21 protein-coding genes are annotated in these 26,196 nt (G+C 35.9%); 14 read left to right on the top strand and 7 right to left on the bottom strand.

The genetic code is table 11. From position 1 onward, the window contains the following. Window positions 1-2 precede the first annotated feature (2 nt). Window positions 3-578, bottom strand: coding sequence for a pseudouridine synthase (locus tag CELAL_RS20300; protein ID WP_013552780.1), 576 nt, complete (start codon window positions 576-578; stop codon window positions 3-5). Between the two features lie 106 nt (window positions 579-684). Here CELAL_RS20300 and CELAL_RS20295 point away from each other — a divergent pair, with 106 nt between their 5' ends. Continuing rightward, the gene (locus CELAL_RS20295) at window positions 685-1,794 is read left to right on the top strand and encodes an alkene reductase (protein ID WP_013552779.1); all 1,110 of its coding nucleotides are present in this window, start codon (window positions 685-687) and stop codon (window positions 1,792-1,794) included. A gap of 78 nt (window positions 1,795-1,872) precedes the next feature. Here the strand turns inward: CELAL_RS20295 and CELAL_RS20290 are convergent, their stop codons facing one another. Genes CELAL_RS20290 through CELAL_RS20270 form a run of 5 tightly spaced genes read right to left on the bottom strand, consistent with a single transcriptional unit; the run spans window position 1,873 to window position 6,131 of the window. Next, entirely contained in the window at window positions 1,873-2,679 is an 807-nt protein-coding gene (locus tag CELAL_RS20290; RefSeq protein WP_013552778.1) for a type 1 glutamine amidotransferase domain-containing protein, read from the bottom strand. 9 nt (window positions 2,680-2,688) lie between these two features. After that, window positions 2,689-3,849, bottom strand: coding sequence for an iron-containing alcohol dehydrogenase (locus CELAL_RS20285; protein ID WP_013552777.1), 1,161 nt, complete (start codon window positions 3,847-3,849; stop codon window positions 2,689-2,691). A 19-nt stretch (window positions 3,850-3,868) separates the two neighbouring features. Continuing rightward, window positions 3,869-4,867: an NADP-dependent oxidoreductase gene (locus CELAL_RS20280; RefSeq protein WP_013552776.1), complete on the bottom strand. Its 999-nt coding sequence runs from the start codon at window positions 4,865-4,867 to the stop codon at window positions 3,869-3,871. 12 nt (window positions 4,868-4,879) lie between these two features. After that, the gene (locus tag CELAL_RS20275) at window positions 4,880-5,512 is read right to left on the bottom strand and encodes an NAD(P)H-dependent oxidoreductase (RefSeq protein ID WP_013552775.1); all 633 of its coding nucleotides are present in this window, start codon (window positions 5,510-5,512) and stop codon (window positions 4,880-4,882) included. Between the two features lie 40 nt (window positions 5,513-5,552). Then, window positions 5,553-6,131: a TetR/AcrR family transcriptional regulator gene (locus CELAL_RS20270; RefSeq protein WP_013552774.1), complete on the bottom strand. Its 579-nt coding sequence runs from the start codon at window positions 6,129-6,131 to the stop codon at window positions 5,553-5,555. 207 nt (window positions 6,132-6,338) lie between these two features. Here CELAL_RS20270 and CELAL_RS20265 point away from each other — a divergent pair, with 207 nt between their 5' ends. The 10 genes from CELAL_RS20265 (at window position 6,339) to CELAL_RS20230 (ending at window position 16,746) form a co-directional block, all read left to right on the top strand. Further along, window positions 6,339-7,160: a helix-turn-helix domain-containing protein gene (locus tag CELAL_RS20265; RefSeq protein WP_041558402.1), complete on the top strand. Its 822-nt coding sequence runs from the start codon at window positions 6,339-6,341 to the stop codon at window positions 7,158-7,160. Window positions 7,161-7,285: 125 nt separating this feature from the next. Next, entirely contained in the window at window positions 7,286-7,690 is a 405-nt protein-coding gene (locus CELAL_RS22695; protein ID WP_245529664.1) for a carboxypeptidase regulatory-like domain-containing protein, read from the top strand. Further along, window positions 7,687-7,899 (top strand): TonB-dependent receptor plug domain-containing protein, encoded by a 213-nt coding sequence (locus CELAL_RS22690; protein WP_245529663.1) that lies wholly within the window; start codon window positions 7,687-7,689, stop codon window positions 7,897-7,899. Before CELAL_RS22695 ends, CELAL_RS22690 begins: the two co-directional genes overlap by 4 nt. A 32-nt stretch (window positions 7,900-7,931) precedes the next feature. After that, window positions 7,932-9,752, top strand: coding sequence for an outer membrane beta-barrel family protein (locus CELAL_RS20260; protein ID WP_245529662.1), 1,821 nt, complete (start codon window positions 7,932-7,934; stop codon window positions 9,750-9,752). Window positions 9,753-9,947: 195 nt separating this feature from the next. Then, window positions 9,948-11,105 (top strand): ergothioneine biosynthesis protein EgtB, encoded by a 1,158-nt coding sequence (egtB, locus tag CELAL_RS20255; RefSeq protein WP_013552772.1) that lies wholly within the window; start codon window positions 9,948-9,950, stop codon window positions 11,103-11,105. After that, window positions 11,072-12,055, top strand: a complete 984-nt coding sequence (locus CELAL_RS20250) for an L-histidine N(alpha)-methyltransferase (RefSeq protein ID WP_013552771.1) — start codon at window positions 11,072-11,074, stop codon at window positions 12,053-12,055. Before egtB ends, CELAL_RS20250 begins: the two co-directional genes overlap by 34 nt. 106 nt (window positions 12,056-12,161) lie before the next feature. Continuing rightward, window positions 12,162-12,620: a GNAT family N-acetyltransferase gene (locus tag CELAL_RS20245; RefSeq protein ID WP_013552770.1), complete on the top strand. Its 459-nt coding sequence runs from the start codon at window positions 12,162-12,164 to the stop codon at window positions 12,618-12,620. 98 nt (window positions 12,621-12,718) lie between these two features. Then, window positions 12,719-14,842 carry a M3 family metallopeptidase gene (locus tag CELAL_RS20240; protein WP_041557846.1) on the top strand — a complete coding sequence of 708 codons (2,124 nt, stop codon included), beginning with the start codon at window positions 12,719-12,721 and terminating at the stop codon, window positions 14,840-14,842. Window positions 14,843-15,073: 231 nt separating this feature from the next. Beyond that, window positions 15,074-16,093 (top strand): YHYH protein, encoded by a 1,020-nt coding sequence (locus CELAL_RS20235; protein ID WP_013552768.1) that lies wholly within the window; start codon window positions 15,074-15,076, stop codon window positions 16,091-16,093. 20 nt (window positions 16,094-16,113) lie between these two features. Next, window positions 16,114-16,746 (top strand): DUF6702 family protein, encoded by a 633-nt coding sequence (locus CELAL_RS20230; RefSeq protein ID WP_013552767.1) that lies wholly within the window; start codon window positions 16,114-16,116, stop codon window positions 16,744-16,746. A 170-nt stretch (window positions 16,747-16,916) separates the two neighbouring features. Here the strand turns inward: CELAL_RS20230 and CELAL_RS20225 are convergent, their stop codons facing one another. After that, window positions 16,917-18,077, bottom strand: coding sequence for a cytochrome-c peroxidase (locus tag CELAL_RS20225; protein ID WP_013552766.1), 1,161 nt, complete (start codon window positions 18,075-18,077; stop codon window positions 16,917-16,919). Between the two features lie 186 nt (window positions 18,078-18,263). On the opposite strand from CELAL_RS20225, the gene CELAL_RS20220 reads away from it, so the two are divergent. The 3 genes from CELAL_RS20220 (at window position 18,264) to CELAL_RS20210 (ending at window position 25,702) form a co-directional block, all read left to right on the top strand. Further along, a complete protein-coding gene (locus tag CELAL_RS20220; protein WP_013552765.1) occupies window positions 18,264-19,604 on the top strand; it encodes a DEAD/DEAH box helicase in 1,341 nt (446 codons plus the stop codon). A 5-nt stretch (window positions 19,605-19,609) separates the two neighbouring features. Next, window positions 19,610-20,926, top strand: coding sequence for a DEAD/DEAH box helicase (locus CELAL_RS20215; RefSeq protein WP_013552764.1), 1,317 nt, complete (start codon window positions 19,610-19,612; stop codon window positions 20,924-20,926). A 3,219-nt stretch (window positions 20,927-24,145) separates the two neighbouring features. Beyond that, entirely contained in the window at window positions 24,146-25,702 is a 1,557-nt protein-coding gene (locus CELAL_RS20210; protein WP_013552763.1) for an SDR family oxidoreductase, read from the top strand. Window positions 25,703-26,196: the final 494 nt, after the last annotated feature.

The following is a 26,196-nucleotide window of genomic DNA, read 5'->3' as shown; positions in this document are numbered from 1 at the left end:
CACTAAAGAGAATCTATTTGCGCAACAGTACCAGGTTGTAGGTCTTCTAAAATTTGTGTGCCAATCCTAACACGAATTAATCGTAAGGTTGGAAAGCCGACCGCGGCTGTCATTTTGCGTACTTGCCTAAATTTACCCTCAGTAATGGTAATGCTTATCCATGAATTGGGACGATGCGTGCCTATCCGCAATTTTTTATCTGGATCGGTTAAGAGTGGAGGATCAAGAAGTGCTTTTACGCGACACGGTTTGGTGATGTATTTTTTTCCTGAAAGTCCGATAAGAACTCCTCGTTCTAGCTGCAGAATATCTTCATGGGGTATTTCACCATCCAATTGCGCGTAATACTCCTTTTCAATTCCAGATTGGTTTATGGTATCGCTTAATTTTCCGTCGGTGGTCAGTAATAACAATCCTTCAGATTTTTCGTCTAAGCGCCCAACGGGCATAATTCCTTCAGGAAAATCATATAATTCTCCTAAGAAATGCTTTTTACGTGCTTCCTTTTCATCATTTGAGATAAACTGACTCAGCATGCCAAAAGGCTTGTAAATTTTAAAGTGAAGGTGTTTTTTCATTTGAAGCAAGAAAGATACAATTAAAGAGGTTTAGCGTCACAAGAAAATGCTAAATGCGTTACTAATTTTTCTCATATTTCGTAATTTTAGTAAAAAATAAAATACGATGAAAGATAAAATATTTGAAGCTTATCAATTAAAAGATATAATTCTAAAAAACAAAATTGTTATGGCTCCAATGACGCGTTCAAGAGCTGCAAATGAGGGCAATGTTGCCACAGAAGAATTACAAGGAGCGTACTATGCACAACGCGCATCTGCCGGATTAATAATTACAGAAGGTTCTCAGGTTTCCCAAGATGCTGTAGGATATGTAAATACTCCGGGTATTTTTACAGAAGCGCAAGTTGAAGGATGGAAGAAGGTAGTTAAGAAAGTACACGATAAGGACGGTAAAATTTACATTCAATTATGGCACGTAGGGAGAATTTCTCACCCTGATTTTCATGAGGGAGCACTGCCGTTAGCGCCTTCTGCTATTAACCCTAATGCCCAATCGTATACGCCAACGGGTTTCAAAGATACGGTTACGCCAAAGGCCATGACCAAAGAAGATATACAAACTACAATTTCAGATTTTAAAAATGCCGCTAAGAACGCTATTGATGCTGGTTTTGATGGTGTAGAAATTCACTCTTCAAACGGATACTTGTTTCACCAATTTTTTAACGGAACTTCTAATGTAAGAACAGATGAGTATGGAGGATCTATTGAGAATAGAGCACGTTTTTTCTTTGAAGTATTAGACGCTATTAAGTCGGTAATTCCTCAAGAAAAAGTAGGAGCAAGATTTAACCCTTCGTTAGATGGGTTGTTTGGTATTATTATGGATGAAGAAACCATTCCTACTTTTGAATATATTATTAAGAAGTTGAATGATGATTATGATTTAGCGTATATCCATTTATCAGAACCTTTTACAGATGTTTCAGAAATTCCGTTCGCAGTTACAGAAATAGCAAGACATTTTAGACCGCTATATGATGGTACTTTAATGATAAATTCTGGTTTTACTTATGAAACGGGTAATGCTGTTCTTGAAGCAGGTAATGCAGATTTAGTAGCTTACGGGAAACCATTTATTTCTAATCCAGATTTAGTAGATCGCTTTATTTATAGCGTACCATTAACAGATTGGGATAGTGATACGTTCTATACGCCGGGCAAAGAAGGATATTTAGATTACCCTGTAAAAACTACACAAGTTAAAGTGTAAGTAGACAGAGAAACTAAAACATAAAAAAACCTGCAGATTTAAAATCTGCAGGTTTTTTTTATAAAATTATAGCAGCTCTTACTTTAATGCTTCCAATAATTTTTCAGCTACTTTCTCTGAAGAAGCAGGGTTCTGACCTGTAATTAGGTTACCATCCTGAATAGCATAAGCTCCCCAATCTTCAACGCTAGAATAAATACCTCCGTTTTCGATTAACATATTTTCAACTAAAAATGGAACTACATCCGTTAATTGTACGGCTGATTCTTCAGAATTAGTGAAACCAGTTACTTTTTTACCTTTTACAAGCGGCGTTCTTCCATCAACATCTTTAACACTTTTTAAAGCTGCAGGTGCGTGACATACGAATGCGATAGGTTTCTTTTGTTTATTAAATGTTTCAATAAGCGCGATAGAAGCTTCGTCATTAGCTAAATCCCATAAAGGTCCGTGTCCACCAGGATAGAAAACAGCATCAAAATCATCTGCATTCATATCCGATAATTTCTTGGTGTTCGCTATTCTTTCTTTAGCGTCTGCGTCTTTATTGTAACGATCTGTAGCTGCGGTAGCTGCGTCTGGTGAGTCACTACTAGGGTCTATTGGTGCTGCTCCTCCTTTTGGCGTAGCAATTGTAATTTTTGCACCTTTATCTAATAAGGTATAATATGGGTTAGCAAATTCTTCTACCCAAAATCCTGTTTTTTTTCCTGTATCTCCTAATTTATCGTGAGATGTTAATACAAATAATACATTCATTTTTTCTTCTTTTTTAGTTGTTATTGTCGCTTCTGAACTTTCTTCAGACGCTTGTTTCTTTTCATTCTTACAGGCAGCACCTGTTATAATACTCAATACTAGTATTGCAGATTTTATGTAATTCATTAAATGCGATTAATACGCCATTTTCACAATTTTCTCTGCGTCTTGTGGAGTTAACGCCTGGCGTTCTCCTAATCCTAACCAGCCACGGTCTGTGAAACGTTTAGCAATTTCTTCTGCAGTACCTTCAAATTTATCCGTGTATTCAGATAATTTCGTTTTGATTCCTAGTTGGTGGAAAAAAGCTTCTGTTTTCTCAATTCCGGCATAGGCCTTATCATCAATACTTCCTTCCGTAACATTCCAAACACGTTCTGCATACTGCGCTAATTTTTCTTTTTTAGCTTCAAAATTATATTTGTAATGACTTGGTGCCACTACAGCTAAGGTTCTAGCATGATCAATACCAAATAAAGCCGTTAATTCATGACCCATCATATGTATTGCCCAATCTCCAGGAACTCCTTGTTGAATAAGTCCGTTTAGAGCCATCGTACAACTCCACATAAAATTAGCACCAGCTTCGTAATCTGTTGGATCCTTAATTACTTTAGGGCCTACTTCTATCAAAGTCTGTAAAATACTTTCTGCAAACCTATCTTGTAATAAACCACCGGCAGGGTAGGTCATATATTGTTCTAGCACATGCGTAAAAGCATCAGTTACTCCGTTTACCAATTGGCGTTCAGGAATAGAGGTAATAACTAATGGATCTAAGATAGAGAAGGTAGGGAATAGTGCTGGTCCGCCCATAGCTAATTTCTCTTTAGTTTCCTCTCTCGTAATCACAAGTCCAGAATTCATTTCAGAACCTGTAGCAGGTAAGGTAAGAACAGTTCCAAAAGGCATTCCTTTTGTTGGGCGCTCTTTATTCTTTAGCATTTCCCATGGTTCTGCTCCTTCATATTCAGCAGCTGCGGCTAAAAATTTAGTCCCGTCAATTACAGAACCACCACCTACTGCTAATAAGTACGTAATTTTCTCCTCTTTTATTACTTTTAGGGCATCCATCAAGACCGCATACTCCGGATTTGCAGGAATACCGCCAAACTCAATAAGGTCAGTTTTAGCAAGGGCAGTTTTTACTTGCTCGTAAACACCGTTCTTTTTAATACTTCCGCCACCGTAAAGCATAAGCACTTTAGCATCAGCAGGAATTTCGTTTGTCAATTTTCCGATAGTATCCTTTCCAAAAATTATTTTAGTAGGATTTTTATATTCAAAATTATTCATAGTTTTTTCTTTAATTTTCTTAAATCTTCACAATCATTTTCCCTTTGTTTTTTCCATCAAATAAGTCAAGGAAGGCACTAGGAATATTGTCAAAACCTTCTACAACAGTTTCGGTATATTTTAGTTTTCCTTCACACAACCATATTGATAATTGTTTCATAGCTTCCGGAAATTTGTCCGCATAATTAGAAACAATAAAGCCTTGCATTAATGCACTGTTTTTTACCAAAAATGGTTGTACGCTTACTCCCGTAGGTACCTCAGTACTATTATATACAGAGATGGCACCACAAATAATCATTCGAGCAAATCTGTTAATATTAAATAGCACAGCATCTGAAATAGGACCTCCAACATTATCAAAATAGATGTCTACGCCGTTTGGTGCAGCAGCCTTAATAGCAGCGCTCATGTCTTTGGTTTCATTGTAATTGATTCCGGCATCAAAACCAAAATCAGAAGTAAGCATTTCTATTTTCTCATCAGAACCTGCAATACCGATAACATGTAAGCCTAAAATTTTAGCAATTTGGCCAACTACGCTACCTACCGCACCTGCAGCTCCAGAAACAACAATCGTTTCTCCCGCTTTAGGTTTTCCTATTTCGTGTAGCCCAAGAAATGCAGTTAAACCTGTCATTCCCAAAATACCTAAATAGGCACTTAAAGGAGCTAAGTCTTTATTCACTTTGGTTAGACCATCTCCGTTTGACACTTGTTGTGTCTTCCATTCTAAAGATCCAGAAACGTAGTCTCCATCGTTAAAATTCTTGTTTTTAGATGCAATTACTTTTGCTATAACTCCAGAGCTGATAGGTTTACCTACTTCAAAAGGAGGGATGTAAGATTTTGCATCGCTCATGCGTCCCCTTAAATAAGGGTCTACAGATACATAAGTCGTTTCAAGTAGTAATTCACCTTCCTTAATAGTTAGCTGATCATCACTTTGTATAAATTCAAATTCGGATGCTGTTGGTTTGCCTACAGGTCTTTGTTTTAATAGTATCGTCTTATTCATAATAGTTTTCTTTTAATCAATTACGGTTACTAAATCTTCGGTGCTTTTTCGCACTTTTGGTAAATTAACTAACCAATCATTTGTATCATCTCTATAGCCTATTGGTAGTAAAACAGCACTACGTAAGCCTTTTTCTCTTAATCCTAAAATTTCATCTACAGCAGCAGGGTCAAAACCTTCAAGGGGAGTAGTGTCTACATTTTCAAAAGCCGCAGCAGTTATTGCTTCTGAGAAAGCGATATACGCCTGTTTCGCGGCATGGTTAAAGTTTTCTTCTGCATCTTTTTGGGGATAAGAACCTAATAACATCTGACGATAACTTTCCCATCCTTCATTTTTAAAACCTCTAATATCATTCGTTAAATCGAACATGTAATTTATACGATCAGCGGTATATGTATCCCAAGCCGCAAAGACCAAAAGGTGAGAACAATCTGTGATTACCGATTGGTTCCAAGCTACAGGCCTAATTTTTTCTTTTACTTCTTGATTTGTAATTACGTAAATTTCAAAAGGTTGTAAGCCACTAGAAGTGGGAGCAAGGCGTGCAGCCTCAATAATATTATCTATTTTTTCTTGAGGAACTTTTTTACCGTTCATCGCTTTTGCCGCGTATCTCCACTTTAATTTATCTAATAATTCCATTTTTGTATTTTTAAAATTAGGTTTTAGTTTTATTTTGCTTTTATAATTTAATGCTATCCCAAGCTGCTTGGTAGGCCTCAATAATTGTTTTTTCAGTAATTACACATTCTCCACGGTGTTGTGCTAACATTAAAAAAGATAGCGGATTAATGCTGTAGGCATACAATAGGTAATCAGAAACTGGTTTTAGCACCCCTTCTTCTTTCCCACGATGCCATAAATCTAATAAGGGTTGTAAGTGTTTAATACCCTCTTTACGGCTAGGTTCATCAATCATAGGAGTATTGTCACACTGTGCTAAAAACATAGCCTCCTCGCGTTCTTTTAATTTAAAATGTGCAATGCGTTTCCAGATTAACTCAAATCCAGCCTCAACGTCCATGTCATCCGTAAATGTTTCAAATGCATAGTCCGAAAAAGAAGCTTTTACTTCTATATATACTTGGTTTACTAAATCTTGTTTGCCTTCAAAAAACAAATAAATTGTAGCAGGAGATATATTTGCCATTTTGGCAATCTTTGACATTGGAGCAGCATGGAAACCATCATTATTTACCAAACAGATGGTAGCTTTTACTAAAGCTTCTCTTTTATCTTTACTTTTTTGAAGTTTTGCCATGATGCTTAAATTCTTATACAAAGGTATTATAAAAAATGAACGTTCATTCTTTTTTGTGATTATTTAACAAATAATTAAGTGTAAAAAATACATTTATTAGGATTGTCAAGAGTATATTTAGTACCGAAAAATAAGATAGGAGCCTGCGTTTAAGTAGTATACGTGGTATAGAATGTAAATTGGTTTTAGTGTGACATTGATATGAAAATGGACGAAAAAGAAATTAAAAAATACAATAAGATCTCTAGTACGGAAAGTATTAAAATTGTTCCTTTTGATGTTCAGAAGCGATATACAAGCCCTCATAAGCATGATAAGTATTTAGAAATTGTCTACTTTATAAAAGGTACTGGTGCTCACTATTTAGATTTCGAGAAATTTGAAATTACTCCGCATTCTATTTTTTTCATTAAAAAAGAAGAAGTCCACCATTGGGAAATAACTTCAGAACCTGTGGGCTATGTTATATTGATAAAGGAATCATTTTTAGCACATAGTTTAGACGATACCATTCCTAAGCAATTACTACAATTAACAAGCTCGCAATGTATACAGGCAGACGAAAATGATTTTTCATTATTCGCATTATTTTCTGCCTTGACTTGGGAAATGAATCAAAAAGTAGTGCTGCAACAGGTTATTGAAGGCGGTTTAAAAGCAATTCTTGCTAAGATGGTGAGTTACGCTGATGCTTCACAAGCAGAAACGACGGATAAATCGGTCTTATTTTTAAATTTTTTGTCAGAAAAATTAGTAAATAGTGTCTCGTATTATGCAGGCTTATTACACACAAGTGCTCAAAATCTTAATGTGCTATCTCAGAAAGCTTTTGGTAAAACAGCTTCTGATGTAATTGCCATTCATATGATTAAGGAAATAAAAAGGCAATTGATATATACCAACAAATCTATTAATGCCATTGCCTATGATTTATCGTTTAAAGACACGTCTCATTTTACAAAATATTTTAAAAGGTATGTTTCTTTAACACCCCTGCAATACCGCAAAAATGCTGTGTTAGAAGTATAAACCATTTCTTATTCAAATACACCACAGAAAAGGAGGGCAGGCATCTAGATTTGTAGCTTTCTATAAATAACCAAGACTACTTCATGAAAATACTACTTAACGTATTATGCTTATATTTTATACTGATGTCGCAGTGTATAACAGGCCAAATAACAGGAACAATAGTAGACGTAAATACTAATGAGCCTTTGGAATATGCTACTGCTGCTCTCTATACTCAAAAAGATAGTGTTTTAGTAACTGGGGTAATTACTTCTCAAGAGGGTGGTTTTGTTCTCAATAATATCTCGCCAGAAACTTATTATTTAGAAGTATCATTTCTGGGGTACACTCCCAAAATCACTTCCAATATTGTGATTACAAAAAGTAATCCTGTTTACGATATAGGAGTTGTAGGTTTAATCCTTGGAAACCAATTAAACGAAGTGGTCATTCAAGGAGAAAGAGCCACAGTTATTCATAAGATAGACCGTCAGGTATTTGACCCTAAGAAATTTCAAAACAGTCAAGGGGGAAAGCTATTGCTATGATTAAAAATATTCCATCGGTTGCTGTAGATGGCCTTGGCGAAATTAGTGTTCGCGGTAGCAAAGGTTTTGCGGTTCTTATCAATGGAAAGCCTACCCAAGGTGATGCTACTGCTATCTTGGCTCAGCTCCCTGCAAATGCGTTACAATCGGTAGAGTTAATTACTGCGCCTTCCGCAAAGTATGATCCAGAAGGTAAGGGGGGATTATAAATATTATTACAAAAAAGGGTGCCACGAACGGCGTGTTTACCCAGATTAACCTTCGCGGAGGTTTTCCTTCTATTCAAGATTATGACACTCAAGAAGCAGCACAACGCTACGGAATTGATGCTACCTTAAATAAACGTACTGATCATTGGAATATTTCTGCGGGTGCTAGTTACCAGCGCAATGATAAAACAGGTAGAAGAGAAGGAGATGTTTTTATCATCAATCAAGCAGAAAACAAGCAAACATTTTTACCGTCAGACGGAGAACGTAGTTTTGATGATATTAGTTATAACGGGCGTTTCAATGTAGAATTTACACCTAACAAATCAGATAGTTATAGTTTAGGGTTTTACGCAGGGAAACACACCGTAGATCGTTTGGCAGATATTGCGTATTATGATAATAATGCAGTAACACCCATAGGTAGTGAAAATAGGGTATATACGTTTCAATATTTTAATCATAATTTGAGAACACGTAGAGGCGATTTTGCCCTTGGTAGTTTTGATTATTCGCATGTATTCTCCAATGAATCTAAAATTTCTACCTCCTTATTATATGAATATACATTCCTTGGTGGTCCTACGGTTAACGAAAATTTAGGAATTATAGACCGTAGTGTGCTTTATCAGCAAGAATACAATACCAATGATAATCCGTTAAAGGGCTATCGTGCAACCATTGATTATCAATGGAAACCCTTTTCTTTTGGGGTTTTAGAAACAGGGTATCAATATAGAGATTTAGACCATACGGGAGAATTTGTTTACGAACGCGACGGTGTATTAGTCCCAGAATTTTCTAGTGATATTAGTTTGCAACGAACGCTTCACTCTGGTTATGCACAACTTACGGGAACAAAAGGTAAATGGGATTATGCGGGAGGCACTCGTATAGAAGCTATGAACAGGAAATATTCGGAAGATTTGAAAACGGAAGCACCAGAAGAAACCTATACCCTAAATTTCGTAAAATTATTCCCTTCTGCGTCCTTACAATATGGGTTGTCTAAAGATTCTAATTTAAAAGCAGCCTATAGTAAGCGCGTAGAACGGACCACGACTTTAAAAATGAATAGCTTTGCAGAGCGTGAACATTCTGAAGTTTTTGAACAAGGAGACAATCAATTAAAACCAGAATTTATAGACTTGTTAGAATTGGGATATGTCAAGAAGTTTGATGGCAATACTACGTTCAATGCTACCGCATATTATAGACAGGTGAATAATGTTATTAATAGGGTAAATACTTTAGCTTACCAAGCTAATGGAGCTGTTTTAGATAGTGTTTTGAATAGGGTGTATTCTAATGTAGGTAAGAGTAACGCCTTAGGTTTAGAAATAGGAGCACAGCTGCAACCTACAAAAAAATGGTCTACTTATTTAGGAGCAAATGTTTACAGCTATGCCATTGATGGTCTCTTCACATTTGAGCATCGAGATGGTATTACTAGAGATTATGAGGTGGCTACAGAGGCTACTATATTTTCAATGAACTTGAACTCCACCTATTTTTTTTGGGAAAACGCTTCTTTGCAATTTTCCTTTAATTACTTGTCGCAAATCAATACAGCTCAAGGAGAAGACTCTGAATTTTACACCCCTAATCTAGCCTTTAAAAAATCTTTTTTTAAAGGGAAGCTAAACGCTATAGTACAATGGCAAAATATGGATATGGGCTTATTGAAATCTAACGAGCAGCGAATTACAACATTCAAGCCAGGAGAGTTTTATACGACTACCAATTACAGGTATGAAGTAGATATGATTTCTTTAAACCTATCCTATACTTTTAACGGCAATAAAAACAAATCTAAGTTTATAAAAAGTGAATTTGGAGAAAAGGAGTTCTAGCAAAAATTTCATTTTAAATAAGGAAATTAATAATTTGTTAGCATCCCTGTAGTGTTTAGGTTTAAAAAATAGTTTTAACTTTAGGACATCACATTTTTCGTTAAGGAATTGAATTCTTCTCGACTAAAAATAAAATCAATAGAGCAAAATGTAGCTTTTACAAGCTATTACATTTGATTTATAGGACCTATTTAAATGACTAACCACGAGTTAATACATCAATTTAAAAAAACACGAGCGCATTCCGTAGCGTTGTGTGCGCCACTTGCACCAGAAGATTATAATGCACAACCCGTTGCTTTTGCGAGTCCACCAAAATGGCATTTAGCACATATTACATGGTTTTTTGAGGAAATGATTCTTAAAAAATTCGACGAAAACTATGTTATTTTCAACAAAGATTTCTCCTACCTTTTTAATAGCTATTACCAAACAGTCGGTGAAAGGGCCACACGTTCTCTGAGGGGTGCTATGACCAGACCGCTTATCGAAGAAATTTATAGCTATAGATCCTATGTAGATAAACATATTGTAGCCCTATTAAAGTCCAAACTATCTTTAGAAATAGAAACCTTGGTGACCTTAGGCATTCAGCATGAGCAACAACATCAAGAATTATTACTTACAGATTTAAAACACACGTTTTCTTTCAATCCACTTCATCCCGTTTACCATGAAAATTTTAACCTGGTACAGGATACTAATAAAGCAGACGGTTGGTTAGCAATGCCAGAAGGTATTTATGAAATTGGCCATCAAGGTGATGGGTTTTGTTTTGATAATGAGCTAGGAAGGCACAAGGTTTTTTTACATGAATATAAATTAGCTAAAGGTTTAGTAACCAATAGAGATTTCATAGCTTTTATAGTTGCTGGGGGGTACCAAGAATTTAAATATTGGTTAGATGAAGGTTGGTCTTGGGTACAAGAGGAAAATATCATTGCGCCACTGTATTGGATACAGAAAGAGGGTACTTGGTTTAACTACACGCTGGCGGGTTTAAAGCCTGTAGATTTAGACGCTATACTTTCTCATGTTTCCTTCTATGAAGCGCAGGCTTTTGCAACGTTTAAAAACATGCGACTCCCAACAGAATTTGAATGGGAAGCAGCATCAGAAAAATTTAATTGGGGAAAACGATGGGAGTGGACGTATTCTGCGTACTTGCCTTACCCTAATTTCAAAGTTGCCGATGGCGCTGTAGGAGAATACAATGGCAAATTTATGATCAATACCATGGTACTTCGTGGTAGCTCTGTAGCTACTAGTGAAGGTCATGAAAGAAATACATATAGAAACTTTTTTCATCCAAAATATAGATGGCAGTACACGGGAATCAGACTAGTGAAATAACTATTGATACAGCATTTTTAACGCATGTAGACTTAGGACTTAATAGTAGTCCTAAATTTTTGTCATCGCGTTACTTTTATGATGAAATAGGTGATAAACTCTTTGTTAAAATAATGAATCTTCCAGAATATTATTTGACAAGGGCAGAGCATGAAATTTTAAGAGAGCAACCCAATGCTATTATTAGTGCTTTAGGGTTGGATAAAGACACGTATTTTGAGCTGATAGAATTAGGTGCAGGAGATGGTACAAAAACTAAAGAGTTACTAAAACCTTTAGTGGCCCAAGATTTTAAGTTTGATTACCTACCCATAGATATTTCGCAACATGCGCTAGATGATCTAGAAGAAAATCTAAAAAAAGAAATTCCTAATCTTTCTGTGAAAACGCAACAGGGCGATTATTTTGGAGTTTTAGAGAGTTTTAAGAATAGTGAGCACCCTAAAGTGGTACTTTTCTTAGGCTCTAATTTAGGGAATATGGAAGATGATGAAGCAGCTAGTTTCATGGAACAACTTTCTGAAAACTTAAGCGCAAACGATAAACTTTTTTTGGGGCTTGATTGTATCAAACCATCGGCTGTAGTCTTGCCAGCATATAATGATGCACAAGGAGTTACTGCTGCATTTAATCTAAATTTACTGAACAGAATTAATAAAGAGTTTGGTGCAGAATTTGACATTTGGAATTTTAAGCATGCTCCAGAATATGATGAGCAATCAGGAATAGCTAAAAGCTTTTTAGTAAGTAAGAAAACTCAAAAAGTGTGGATAGCTGCTTTAGACCAGCATATTTCTTTTGAAGAAGGAGAAAAGATACACACGGAGATTTCTAGAAAATATGATACAGAAATTTTAAAGGCTATTTTATCGGAAACAGCTATGGTCATTCAATCCAAATTTACCGACGGCAAGAACTATTTTGCTGATTATCTACTAATTAAAGGATAACGGTTATCGTAAAAAAAAGCTAAGGTCATTTAATTTGGCGGCCAGATTTTAAATGCTCTAAAAGAGTTTCTAGTGTATTGAAAAAAACATATGTAATGTTCCAACGATGATAAAAAAACTTCAAAATAGTGATCTGGAAGTTGCAGAAAAAATGCAAGTTATTTTTCAAGCATCGTATGCAATAGAAGCTGCATTATTAAAAGCGATAGATTTTCCGCCATTAAAGAGGTCGCTTGAAAATTACAAAAAAAGCGATACGCATTTCTATGGATATTTTAAGGAGGAGGTTTTAGCTGCAGTGATTGAAATTATACCAGGCGAAAGCCATATCCATATTAGAAGCTTAGTAGTTCATCCCGATTTTTTTAGACAAGGAATCGCGAGAAAATTGATGCTATTTACCCTAGAAAACTACCATTCTACTTTATTTGTAGTAGAAACAGGAGTAGATAACGGTCCAGCTTCGCAACTTTATGAAAAATTAGGCTTTGTGGAAGTCCTACAATGGGATACAGATTTTGGCATACGGAAAGTAAAATTTGAACTTAGAATAGAAGAAAAGTAGTACGGCTTTTTTTTATAGTAAATTCCACCTTATATATTTACGTCTAGATGCAGTTCTAATTTTATATCTTTACAGAGACTAATTTTAATTCCAATTACATGAAAAATGTATGTATTATGTTTTTGTTTACGGTGTTGTTTACGAGTTGTAAAGACACGAAAAGCAAAAACGAATCTTCATCAGAAAAAGCTATGAATACTTCAGAGAATCCATTGCTGGTAGAAAGTACATTACCGTACTTTGCTCCAGATTTCAGTAAAATTACAAACGATCACTTTAAGCCAGCTTTAGATGAAGGTATCGCCTTGCAAGAAAAAGCTATACAGGAAATTGCCAATACTACGGCAGAAGCTACTTTTGACAATACCATCTTAGCTTTAGAGAAAAGTGGCGAAGTATTAGAACGTGTTTCTAATATCTTTTACGGTCTAACAGGAGCAAATACGAATGATATGCTTCAAGCGATTCAAGAAGAAATGGCTCCTAAATTTGCAGCGTTACAAGATGCTATTTTTTTAAATGATAAACTATTTCAGCGCGTAAAGCGCTTACAGGAAACAAAAGATAGCTTAGGATTAGAAGCTGAAGCTGTAAAATTAATAGAGAACTATTTTGAGCAGTTCGAAAAGGCAGGGGCAAATCTTTCTCCAGAAGATAAAGAAGTTTTAAAAGGGTACAATGCTAAATTAGCAGCTTTAGAAAATCAATTTAATAAAACTTTATTAGAAGCAAATAATAATGGAGCGTTAGTTTTTTCAGATAAAGCAGCATTAGCGGGACTTTCTGAAGCACAATTAAAATCCTTAGAGAATACGGAAGGCGAAGGTTGGAAAATACCTTTATTGAACACCACACAACAACCGTTATTACAGAGTCTTGAAAATAGAGCTACAAGAGAAAAATTATTTAAAGCGGCTTTCTATAGAACAGATGGCTCTGCGCAGGATACTAAGGGGATTATCACAGAACTAGCAGAACTACGGGCTAAAAAAGGAGCCCTTTTAGGTTTTCCTAATTATGCAGCATGGAGTCTTCAAGGTACGATGGCTGAAATTCCAGATAATGTTTTTAAAATGTTTAATGGTTTAATTCCTGCAGCAACAGCAAAAGCAAAAAATGAAGAAGCTGAAATTCAGCAAATGGTAAAAACCAAAGGTGAGGATTTTACTTTAGAAGCTTGGGATTGGAACCATTACGCAGAAATGGTACGTATTGCTAAATATGATTTGGATGAAAATCAAATTAAGCCTTATTTTGAAACGAAGACCGTTTTAGAAAAGGGTGTTTTTTATGCTGCTAAAATGTTATACGGCATCACTTTTAAAGAGCGTGTTGATATTCCTACCTATCATGATGATGTATTAGTGTATGAGCTTTTTGAAGAAAATGGGGAAGCACTAGGCTTATTTTATGCTGATTATTTTGCGAGACCTAGTAAACGTGGTGGTGCTTGGATGAGCAATTTTGTTACTCAGTCTAAATTGTATGACAAAAAACCAGTGATTTATAATGTGTGTAATTACCCAAAACCAGCAGAAGGTGAACCAGCTCTGCTTACCTATGATGAAGTAGAAACAATGTTTCATGAATTTGGTCATGCATTACATGGCTTTTTTGCAGATCAGCAATATCCTTCTTTATCAGGAACAGCAGTAGCAAGAGACTTTGTAGAATTTCCTTCTCAGTTTAATGAAAATTGGGCCTTATATCCTGAAATTCTAAAAAACTATGCAGTACACTACAAGACAGGAGAACAAATTCCACAAGCATTATTGGACAAGATTAAAAAATCAGGAACTTTTAATCAAGGGTATAGCTTAACAGAAAACTTAGCAGCATCAAATTTAGATATGCAGTGGCATGTTATTGCTGCGGATACTAAAATTGCAGATGCTAATGTTTTTGAAAAAGAAGCCTTAGCAAAAACAAAATTAGATGTGGTAAGTGCGGTACCACCTAGATATAGATCTACTTATTTTGCGCACATCTTTGGAGGTGGTTATGCTGCAGGATATTATTCGTATTTATGGACAGAAATGTTACATCACGATGCCTATAACTGGTTTGAAAATAACGGAGGTTTAACACGTGCTAACGGACAACGTTTTAGAGAAATGGTACTTTCTAGAGGAAACACCTTAGATTTAGAGCAGATGTATAAAGATTGGAGAGGTTCTGATCCAACAATAGAACCGATGCTTAAAGCTAGAGGATTAGAATAGAAATCTATTTTCTTATATAATTTTAAAGGAGCTCCTAGGAGCTCCTTTTTTTATGGTTAAATTTTTGAGTTCTTCGCTCATAGGAGCTATTTCCTTGTTTCCCTAAAGGCTTCGTTGATTTAGAAATGGCATTCGCTGAATAGTTTTCTTGATTCGCTTATAGTTAAAATTTGAATTCTTTTTATAGGGTAGATTTACTCCATCAAAGAATATTAATTAAACAATTAAGCCATGAAAATTTTTGAAAAATTAAATATATTTTACGCAGTATTGATAGTGATGGCTTTGGCATTTTTTGTAGCCTGTAGCAGCTGTAGTAATAGTTCTTCAGATGCAGATGCTGATTCAGAAATAGAAGAAACTACGAGTGATGCTCTTGTCATGGACGTTGATCCTAGTCTTTTTTTAACCGATAGTGGAGCGGTTACAGTGACTTTAGTACCCTGTACCCTTTCAGACGGTACCGAGGGAGATTGTTATCAAATTGTAACTACAAGTACACCAGCAGATCATACCATGGGACCTTGGTGTCCTGATAATATTTCAGATGGTGCAGAGGCGGGAGGTATTTGGTTAGAAGGCGGAGAAGTGTATGATGTTGATGGAGCTTTTATAGAAAATATGGCCACTTTTTATGGTGATGATAATTGGATGATGTATGATGAGAATGGAGACATTTATACCACAGAAACAGAGGATGATTGTGCTAATGCGGCAAATCCAGATGTAGGTGAGGAATATGAGAATTTCTGTGTAGAATGTCTCCCATCATATGTAACAGATATGAGTAACACGTATACCATACCTGTTACCCCAGTAAAATTAGCGAGTGCACTTTCTTTTGGTGGTTTTGGACCTCCGGGGGCAGCTTCAGCACCTTCCAATAGAGGACTTGCTTTTAACGGTGTTGTTTTTGATGCTCCAGCTCCAACAGATGCTATTTTAGGAGCCTATACTTTAGCACCTTTTGATGATGCTGGCGGACATATTAATTTAAATGCAGGATATCATTATCATGCCGCAACAGGCGTATCTACTCAAGTAGCGCAAACAGATGACCATGCTGCTCAGATAGGATATGCTATGGATGGCTTTGGGATGTATGCACAATTAGATGCAGATGGAAATGAGCCAACAGATTTAGATGATTGTAGAGGACACTCAGATGATACAAGAGGGTATCATTATCATGTAGCTGCACCAGGAACAAATAGTTTTATTAATTGTTTGTCAGGAGCTTACGCAGAATAATACCTATAAAATCATAAAACATGTATAAAATATTAATTGCATTATTTTTTGTTAGTCTTAGTGTGCAAGCACATCAGGCAGATGCTTCTACGGTGATGTTGGTAGAACAAGATAATGGGAGTTGGGTATTACAAATTTCAGGGGCACTAACAGCATTTCAACATGAAATAAAAACCATGTACCCAGTACAAGAATACAAAACCCCAGAAGAGTTTAAAGAAATGGTGATCGCTCATGTGAAAAATAATTTAAGTTTTTTGTTTAACGACAAAGTCAACTATAAAATTAAAAGTGCTCAGGTAAAACTGGGACACGAAACAAAAGTTGTTTTTGAGTTAAGTGGAATCCCTGAAAACTTAAAAAATGTAGTGGTGAAAAACACCATTTTTAAAGAGATCTATAAAAATCAGAGTACCTTATTATTATTTAAAAATGGGTTTACGAAGACAAGATTTGTATTGAATAATGAAAATCAACATACCTTGAATTTAAAGGTAGAAGAACATTCATTTATAAGTGCACCTACAGAAGGGAAAAGAGATTATTCAACATTATACGTCGTTGGAAGTGTCGTTTTTTTACTGGGAGTAGTAAATTATTTCTGGATGAGTTACAAAGAGAAAAAGCCACTACAGGTGGTAAAAAAATCATAATTTGAGTTAGTTAATTGTAGTACGTAGTAGTTGTTTATTAAGAGTCGAGTTATGTAGTAGTTCTCGGCTTTTAGTTTTAAGTTGATGAGGGAGCCTTTTAGGCTCCTTCTGTGTTTTTACTAGTTAGGGGGCCGGAAGCTTATATTTCTTATTGAAAAAAAATGATCAATTTAATGGATATTACCTCCTACGGCCAATCCACTAGGAACAGTAAGGGGAATTTCTTTGTCGAAATTATCATTATTCAACGTATTTAAAAATGAAACTAGTAGCGACATTTCTTTAACACTTAGCTCCAAATCATCTACCAAAGGGTCAAACATGGCTTTAGAAACCGATTCATTTCTTGTTTTGCCTACGGAGATATCTTCATAGAATTCTAAAACTTCTTTCAAATTTTGAAATACGCCATTGTGCATATAGGGAGCAGTAAAACGTAGGTTGCGTAATGAGGGTGTTCTAAAAGCAAAACGCTCTTCAGCACCGCTGTCTGGCACCAACACTTTTTTGTTTTCAGGAACACCAATCACATGCAGCTTGTAATCAGAGAACATAGGACCGCTATGGCAATTAATACATCCCACAGATTTAAATAGCGCTAAACCTTCTTTTTCAGCTAAGGAAATAGCAGTGCTGTCTCCAGACATATACTGATCAAAGCGCGAATTATTGGCGACCAAAGTGCGTTCAAAAGCAGCGATAGCTTTTGCAATATGAATACTATCTATGGGTTCATGGGAGCCAAATGCTGCGGCAAAGCGTTTTTTGTATTCTGGGATGGCTTCAAGTCGTACTGCTACCTCAGTTAAAATCTGATTTTTATCAAAATGATGCCCCCTCATTTCTTCTAAGGTTTTGATAGGCTCTAAAGCTTGTTTCTCTAAGCTTTTGATGCGGTCATCCCAAAACATAGCGGCCGCTTCAGGATCATAATCGCCTTTTTCCTGAATGCCATTATAGGCGGTATTTAAAATAGTAGGAGAATTGCGCTTCATCAGCGGAATAGTGTTTGGGGTATTAAAAACTCGTTTGCTACCTAAGCCTTTTCCATTACTACCAATAGATAGGTCTAAAAATTCAGCATAACCCGTTGCAGGATGATGGCAACTTACGCAAGAAATATCTTTACCACCAGAGAGAATAGGGTCATAAAATAAGAGTTTCCCTAATTGTACTTTTTCAGCAGTATTAGGATTGTTCAAAGGTGTTTTAATTTCTTTTGGTAAGGCAGCTACGGTAGGTACGGCTTTAGGTTTTCCAACACTAGGGTTCCCACAGCTCCATAAAATAATGGAGAGTAAAAAGATGGAGGTATAAAATTTAATACTCATAGCCACAAATGCTTTGCAAGACAAGTTTAGGGCATATAAACTATCTGCACAACTATTGCATGTTAAATCCAATAAATCACTTCAAATTAAGGGTTTAGATTAGGAAAAAAGCTCATGAATAACAGATAACATCTAATCTTTACCAATACCAAAAAAACTGTAGTTATCTTTGCGAAAAATTATTTTATGTCAAAGCATTTTTCCAAGCTAGGAGTTAACGAAGTATTTCAAAAAAGTTTAGCTGATTTAGAAATTACTACCCCTACAGATATTCAGGTGAAGACCATTCCGCTAGTACTTACTGCAAAGAAAGATATTGTGGCTTTGGCAAAAACGGGTACTGGAAAAACAGCTGCATTTGGGCTGCCATTATTACAATTGGTAAATACAAAAAACAACGATATTCAAGTGGTTATTTTGGCCCCTACAAGGGAGTTAGGACAGCAGATTTACGCCAATTTAGTCTCGTTTGCTAAATATAGTCCGGCTATTGTTATTGCATCAATTTGCGGAGGAACACCTATAAAACCTCAGATTGAAAAATTAAAAAGTGCAACTCACGTAGTTGTTGCTACACCAGGACGTTTGGTAGATTTAATTCAGCAGAAAGCCATCAACATAAAAAATACCTCGTATTTGGTGTTAGATGAAGCAGATGAAATGGTGACAGCTTTAAAGCAAGATCTAGATCCTATTGTAAAAGAATTACCAGAAGAGCGCAGAACATTATTATTTACAGCTACTATGCCAGGCGCTATTAAGCAATTGGTGCAGAATTACTTGAATAAAAATGTAATGCACCTAGAGGCAGATATGGATACTATCGGCCATCAAGGTATTGAGCATCAATATATCGTCGTAGAACCTATTGAGAAATTAGATGTTTTATTACATTTCTTAAGTTCTAGAGAAGGAGAACAAGGTATTATTTTCTGTAAAACAAAAGCTGCTGTAAATAAGCTAGCGAAGAACTTAGCGATTAACAAATTTTCATCGGGAGCACTTCATGGGAGTTTAACGCAGGTAATTCGTGATCGTGTTATGGGGCAGTTTAGAGAAGGGCAACTAAAAATTTTAGTAGCTACAGATCTAGCCTCTCGTGGTATTGATGTAAAGGATATATCATATGTTGTAAATTATCACTTGCCAGAAACGTATGATTTATATGTGCATAGAAGTGGTAGAACGGCTAGGGCAGGAGCAAACGGACTTTCTATTACTATTTTACAGCAAGAAGAAGTTGCAGATATTCCTGTTTTTGAAAAAGAACTAGGGATTACGTTTCATAAAATTGAAAAAGCAGATGCGGCGAGTATTGAAGAAACAAATGCCTTACTTTGGGCTAAGAAAGTTTTTAAAACGAAACCAAATCGTGACGTTACCGAAGATTTTAAAAATAAGATAAAAACTGTTTTTCATCATTTAACAAAAGATGAATTAATAGATAAAGTATTGGCGAATTATTTAGAGCACAATACCAATATTCTTCCAAAAGAAGAAACACCAACAAACAAGAAAAATATATAATTGCAATGGCGAATAGTATAAAAGATCAAGAGGATATTTTAGCAAAACTGAATATTCATCAATTGAACCCAATGCAAGTGGAAGCTATTGCTGTTATAGAAAAGACAACCAATACCATTTTACTTTCACCAACGGGAACTGGTAAAACATTAGCGTTTTTATTACCGCTTTTAAAAACATTAGATGCTACCATTGACGAAGTGCAAGCCTTAATAGTGGTGCCTTCTCGCGAGTTAGCCATACAAATAGAGCAAGTACTTAGAATTATGGGTACAGGGTTTAAGGTAAATGCGGTGTATGGTGGTCGTACTATGGCCAAAGATAAGTCGGAATTAAAGCATAATCCCGCTATTCTTATAGGAACACCAGGGAGAATTTTAGATCATTTTATGAATGATCGTTTTTCTAAAGAGAGTATAAAAACATTGATTCTAGATGAGTTTGATAAATGTTTGGATAAAGGTTTTTCTGATGAGATGAAGGGTATTATAGCAAACGTACCGCGTATTAATAAGCGTATTTTAACTTCCGCCACTCAGAATATAGAGATTCCGCCATTTGTACGTTTAGATAAGCCAGTTCTTATCAATTACCTAAAAGAGAAAAAAGCGCTGAAATTAGAGATTAAAACGGTAATTTCTCCTTTGAGAAACAAATCTCAAACGCTATTAGATTTAGTAATGCATTTAGGGAATGAACAAGGAATTGTTTTTTGTAACCTAAAAGAAAATATAGAGTACTTAGATAAATTTTTGACGGAAAAGAAAATTAGCCATTCTACATTTTCAGGAGAGATGGAACAGTATGATCGTGACCGTGCTTTAATCAAATTTAGAAATGGTACGAGTCAGCTTTTAATTGCTACAGATCTAGCCGCAAGAGGTATAGATGTACCAGAGCTTAAATATATTATTCATTATGATGTGCCAGCTTCTGAGGAAGAATTTACGCACCGTAATGGGAGAACAGCACGTGTAAATACAAAAGGTACTGCCTATGTAATGCGTTGGGAAAAAGAGGAATTTCCAGAATTTATTAAAAACCCTAACCGTGCAAATATTTCGGTAAAAGCACCCCGAAAAGCACAATATTGGGAGACTTTATTTATTTCTGGCGGTAGAAAAGATAAGATTTCTAAAGGAGATATCGCAGGATTGTTCTTTAAGCAAGGCGAAATTAATAAAGATCAATTAGGAACTATAGAATTAAAACAAGATTGTGCTTTTGTTGCTGTACCCTTAGCAATTGCTGATGATTTAGTGCGAAAGCTAAGCAATACTAAATTGAAAAAGAAGAAAGTCAGAATTACTGTTCTGGAGTAATTTTTTTTAATACGAATTTGTAGGTAAAAAGTGTGATTGTTCTAATACCTCTCAATAAAAAACAACACACCGTTGTCACTTCGAGTGAATTATGAAGTAGCGCTAGTGGATGAATGATTAGTATCGAGAAGTATTGGAGCAGTAAAAAGTTCTCGATACAGTTTTCTATCGAAAACCACTTGAACTGACATTTGAGTTCTGAATAGATAGTACCAAGAAGTAATTAAAAGAGTAGTAGTTATTAAGCTTCTCAATTACAAGTCGGAACACCGCTGTCACTTCGAGTGAATTATGAAGTAGCGCTAGTGGATGAATCATTAGTATCGAGAAGTATTCGAGCAGTAAAAAGTTCTCGATACAATTTTCTATCGAAAACCACTCGAACTGACATTTGAATTCTGAGTGAAAAGTAGTACGTGAAAAGAGTAGTAGTTATAAAGCTTCTCAATTACAAATCAGAATACCGCTGTCACTTCGAGTGAATTATGAAGTAGCGCTAGCGGATGAATAATTAGTATCGAGTAGTAAAAAGTTCTCGATACAATTTTCTATCGAAAACCACTCGAACTGACATTTGAGTTATAAGTAAAGAGTACTAAGTAAATAGAGTGATTGTTATAAAGATTCTCAATTACAAATCAGTTCGCCGCTGTCACTTCGAGTGAATTATGAAGTAGCGCTAGCGGATGAAGAATTAGTATCGAGAAGTATTCGAGCAGTAAAAAGTTCTCGATACAATTTTCTATCGAAAACCACTCGAACTTACATTTGAGTTTCAAGTAGTGAGTACTAAGTAAATAGAGTAGTAGTTATAATGCATCTCAATTACAAATCAGCACACCGCTGTCACTTCGAGTGAATTATGAAGTAGCGCTAGCGGATGAATGATTAGTATCGAGAAGTATTTGTGCAGTAAAAAGTTCTCGATACAATTTTCTATCGAAAACCACTCGAACTGACATTTGAGTTATAAGTAAAGAGTACTAAGTGGAGAGAGTAGTAGTTATAAAGCTTCTCAATTAGAAATCAACACACCGCTGTCACTTCGAGTGAATTATGAAGTAGCGCTAGCGGATGAATGATTAGTATCGAGAAGTATTCGAGCAGTAAAAAGTTCTCGATACAATTTTCTATCGAAAACCACTCGAACTGACATTTGAGTTATAAGTAAAGAGTACTAAGTATAAAGAGTGATTGTTATAAAGATTCTCAATTACAAATCAGCACACCGCTGTCACTTCGAGTGAATTATGAAGTAGCGCTAGCGGATGAAGAATTAGTATCGAGAAGTATTCGAGTAGTAAAAAGTTCTCGATACAATTTTCTATCGAAAACCACTCGAACTGACATTTGAGTTATAAGTAAAGAGTACTAAGTGGAGAGAGTAGTAGTTATCAAGATTCTCAATTACAAATCAGAATACCGCTGTCACTTCGAGTGAATTATGAAGTAGCGCTAGCGGATGAATGATTAGTATCGAGAAGTATTTGAGCCGTAAGAAGTTCTCGATACAATTTTCTATCGAAAACCACTCGAACTGACATTTGAGTTATAAGTAAATAGTATTAAGTAAATAGAGTGATTGTTATAAAGCATCTCAATTACTAAACAGCACACCGCTGTCACTTCGAGTGAATTATGAAGTAGCGCTAGCGGATGAATGATTAGTATCGAGAAGTATTCGAGCAGTAAAAAGTTCTCGATACAATTTTCTATCGAAAACCACTCGAACTGACATTTGAGTTATAAGTAAAGAGTATTAAGTACAATGTATGAAAGTCTGATTGATGTATTTAGTTGAATTAAAGAACGGCCTATCGAAAATTTGTCGTAAAATTTGAATTGAAATATCCGTAGCAATTTCAGGCTGTTTGAGCTTGGCGCTAGGTTTTATTTTTCTTGATGGTTAAAAGCGAGTTCCTGAAATTCAGGAGATTGAAAGAAAAATTTAGACTTAGTTTCGTCAGCCTAGATTTTCCCGCCTGCCGGCAGGCAGGTTTGGTTCGTTTTTTTATCGATGAAAAAAATGAACAGATAATTGAAGTTAGGACAACGGTACAAAGAAATAATTAAAAGAGTAGTAGTTATAAAGCATCTCAATTGCAAATCAGTTCACCGCTGTCACTTCGAGTGAATTATGAAGTAGCGCTAGCGGATAAATAATTAGTATCGAGAAGTATTCGTGCAGTAAAAAGTTCTCGATACAATTTTCTATCGAAAACCACTCGAACTGACATTTGAGTTATAAGTAACGAGTATTAAGTACAAAATATGAAAGTCTGATTGATGTATTTAGTTGAATTAAAGAACGGCCTATCGAAAATTTGTCGTAAAATTTGAATTGAAATATCCGTAGCAATTTCAGGCTGTTTGAGCTTAGCGCTAGGTTTTGTTTTTCTTGATGATTAAAAGCGAGTTCCTGAAATTCAGGAGATTGAAAGAAAAATTTAGACTTAGTTTCGTCAGCCTAGATTTTCCCGCCTGCCGGCAGGCAGGTTTGGTTCGTTTTTTTATCGATGAAAAAAATGAACAGATAATTGAAGTTAGGACAACGGTACAAAGAAATAATTAAAAGAGTAGTAGTTATAATACCTCTCAATTACTAATCAGAATACCGCTGTCACTTCGAGTGGATTATGAAGTAGCGCTAGCGGATGAATGATTAGTATTGAGAAGTATTTGAGTAGTAAAAAGTTCTCGATACAATTTTCTATCGAAAACCACTCGAACTGACATTTGAGTTATAAGTGAAGAGTATTAAGTACAAAATATGAAAGTCTGATTGATGTATTTAGTTGAATTAAAGAACTGCCTATCGAAAATTTGTCGTAAAATTTGAATTGAAACATCCGTAGCAATTTCAGGCTGTTTGAGTTTAGCGCTAGGTTTTGTTTTTCTTGATGGTTAAAAGCGAGTCCCTGAAATTCAGGAGATTGAAAGAAAAATTTAGACTTAGTTTCGTCAGCCTAGATTTTCCCGCCTGCCGGCAGGCAGGTTTGGTTCGTTTTTTTATCGATGAAAAAAATGAACAGCTAGTTGAAGTTAGGACAACGGTACAAAGAAATAATTAAAAGAGTAGTAGTTATAAAGATTCTCAAGTACAAATCAGTTCACTGCTGTCACTTCGAGTGAATTATGAAGTAGCGCCAGCGGATGAATAATTAGTATAGAGAAGTAGTAATACAGTAAAAAAACGCATCATAGGATAGTAAAATTTATATGAATTCAAACGCTGAAGACCCTTCTATTTCATCTCCTATTTCCTCCGAAGAAATTGATAAATGCATTGCTATACTAGGGCAACTAGTTGCCCATACCGATCAAATATTTGATATTCCCCTAGCACAAAGAACGGAATTGCTTAAAGTAAGCGGGCAGTTTTCTAGGCCGAATAGAGACGAGTTTTCCCGTCGTAAAAAAGACGCCAAAAAGGCGAACAAACGCAAGCAAGATAAAATGGATCGTGTGGCACGGAAAGAAACGGGAATCCGGAATGCACGAGAAGCCCACATATTTACGGCACCAAAATTATTACAAGCAGCAGATTTAGCAAATAAAGAGCAGCAAGAATTAGAAGTTGCTCGTAATTGCTATGTCTGTAAAACATCTTTTACCAAGCTACACCATTTTTACGATACCATGTGTACGGAGTGTGGCGACTTTAATTATGCCAAACGTTTCCAATCCGCCAATGTAAAAGGGCAAGTAGCCGTGATTACCGGCTCTCGCTTAAAAATTGGCTACCATATCACTTTAATGCTATTGCGTGGCGGAGCAACCGTTATTGCAACAACGCGCTTTCCTGTAGATTCCGCTTTACGCTTTTCTAAAGAAGCCGATTTTATGGAATGGGGACACCGATTAAAAATACACGGCTTAGATTTACGCCATATTCCGAGTGTAGAAATCTTCTGTAATTTTATAGAACAGCAGTATGATCATTTAGACATTCTAATTAACAATGCCGCACAAACGGTACGCAGGCCTGCAGGGTTCTACCACCATTTGATGGAGAATGAAGAACAACCTATGGCTTCGCTACCTAAGTTCGCACAAGAATTATTGCAAGATCATAACAGTTGCTTAGAAGAGCTAACACAGCTTACCTCTACAGCGTCTCCTAATCAGAATATGCCCGTTACTTGGCATGGCCCTGAACCAGGAATAGGCTTACGTGCTTCGGCAAAATTATCACAGATACCCTACAGTTTTGATAAGGCTTTAGTGGCTAAAGAAGTATTCCCGGAAGGGGAGTTGGATGCCGATTTACAGCAGGTAGATTTACGAAATACCAACAGTTGGCGTTTGAAATTGGGTGAAATAGAAACTACAGAAATGATAGAAGTACAGCTGGTAAATGCTGTCGCGCCTTTTGTTTTGTGTAACCGTTTGGCGGAAGTGATGAAAAAGAATCCTACAGGCCAGAAACATATTATAAATGTTACGGCAATGGAAGGCAAATTCCACCGTGCTTTTAAAGAATCGCGCCATCCGCATACCAATATGGCCAAAGCGGCTTTGAATATGTTAACCCATACGGCTGCAGGCGATTTGGCTAAGCAAGGTATTTTTATGAATGCGGTAGATACGGGTTGGGTAACGGATGAAGACCCTGCAGCTATGGCAAAGAAGAAGCAAGAAGAACAAGATTTTCAACCGCCTTTAGATATTGTAGATGGCGCTGCACGGGTGATGGATCCTTTATTTGATGGCATCAATACCGGAAAACATTGGGCAGGAAAATTCTTAAAAGATTATTTTCCTATAGATTGGTAGACGGTAAGCTTTCTGTTTAGTGATTAAAACACGTTTATTCTTCTTTATAAGTACCTTAGCTTTGCTGAGAGTTATTAAAGAAGCTGCCTTGTGCTTCGGGTATAACTAGCGTAGCGCTAATCTGTAATAGCTACGAGTTAGACCATGACCTACCATTTTACGAATAGCTCCTATTTCTTAAAAAGAAGCATTCTTATGCATTTTCCTCCTTTCTTTTAGGAAGATTTTCATTGGGTTTCGCTATGCAGTCTAGTGACAGATTGATTTTTTTTACTATTATTTTCCATTTCTGCGGAATCCCGCAAGGTTTTGAATCCAATTATGTTTTATATTAGCAACGTAATACTTCCCCCACAAATTTTTATGTAGTTTTCGCCACGCCTTAATTTGGGTATTTGGATTACTATGTTTAAAAAGTAGCAAATAAATCGAGTAGCCGTATGTATGCGGTTTTAATACGAATAGTAAAAAAAAACAGTAGACATACGGTTATG

This window comes from Cellulophaga algicola DSM 14237 (genome assembly GCF_000186265.1).
In the GTDB taxonomy this organism is placed as follows: Bacteria; Bacteroidota; Bacteroidia; order Flavobacteriales; family Flavobacteriaceae; genus Cellulophaga; species Cellulophaga algicola.
This window is presented reverse-complemented; position numbering and strand designations above follow the sequence as displayed.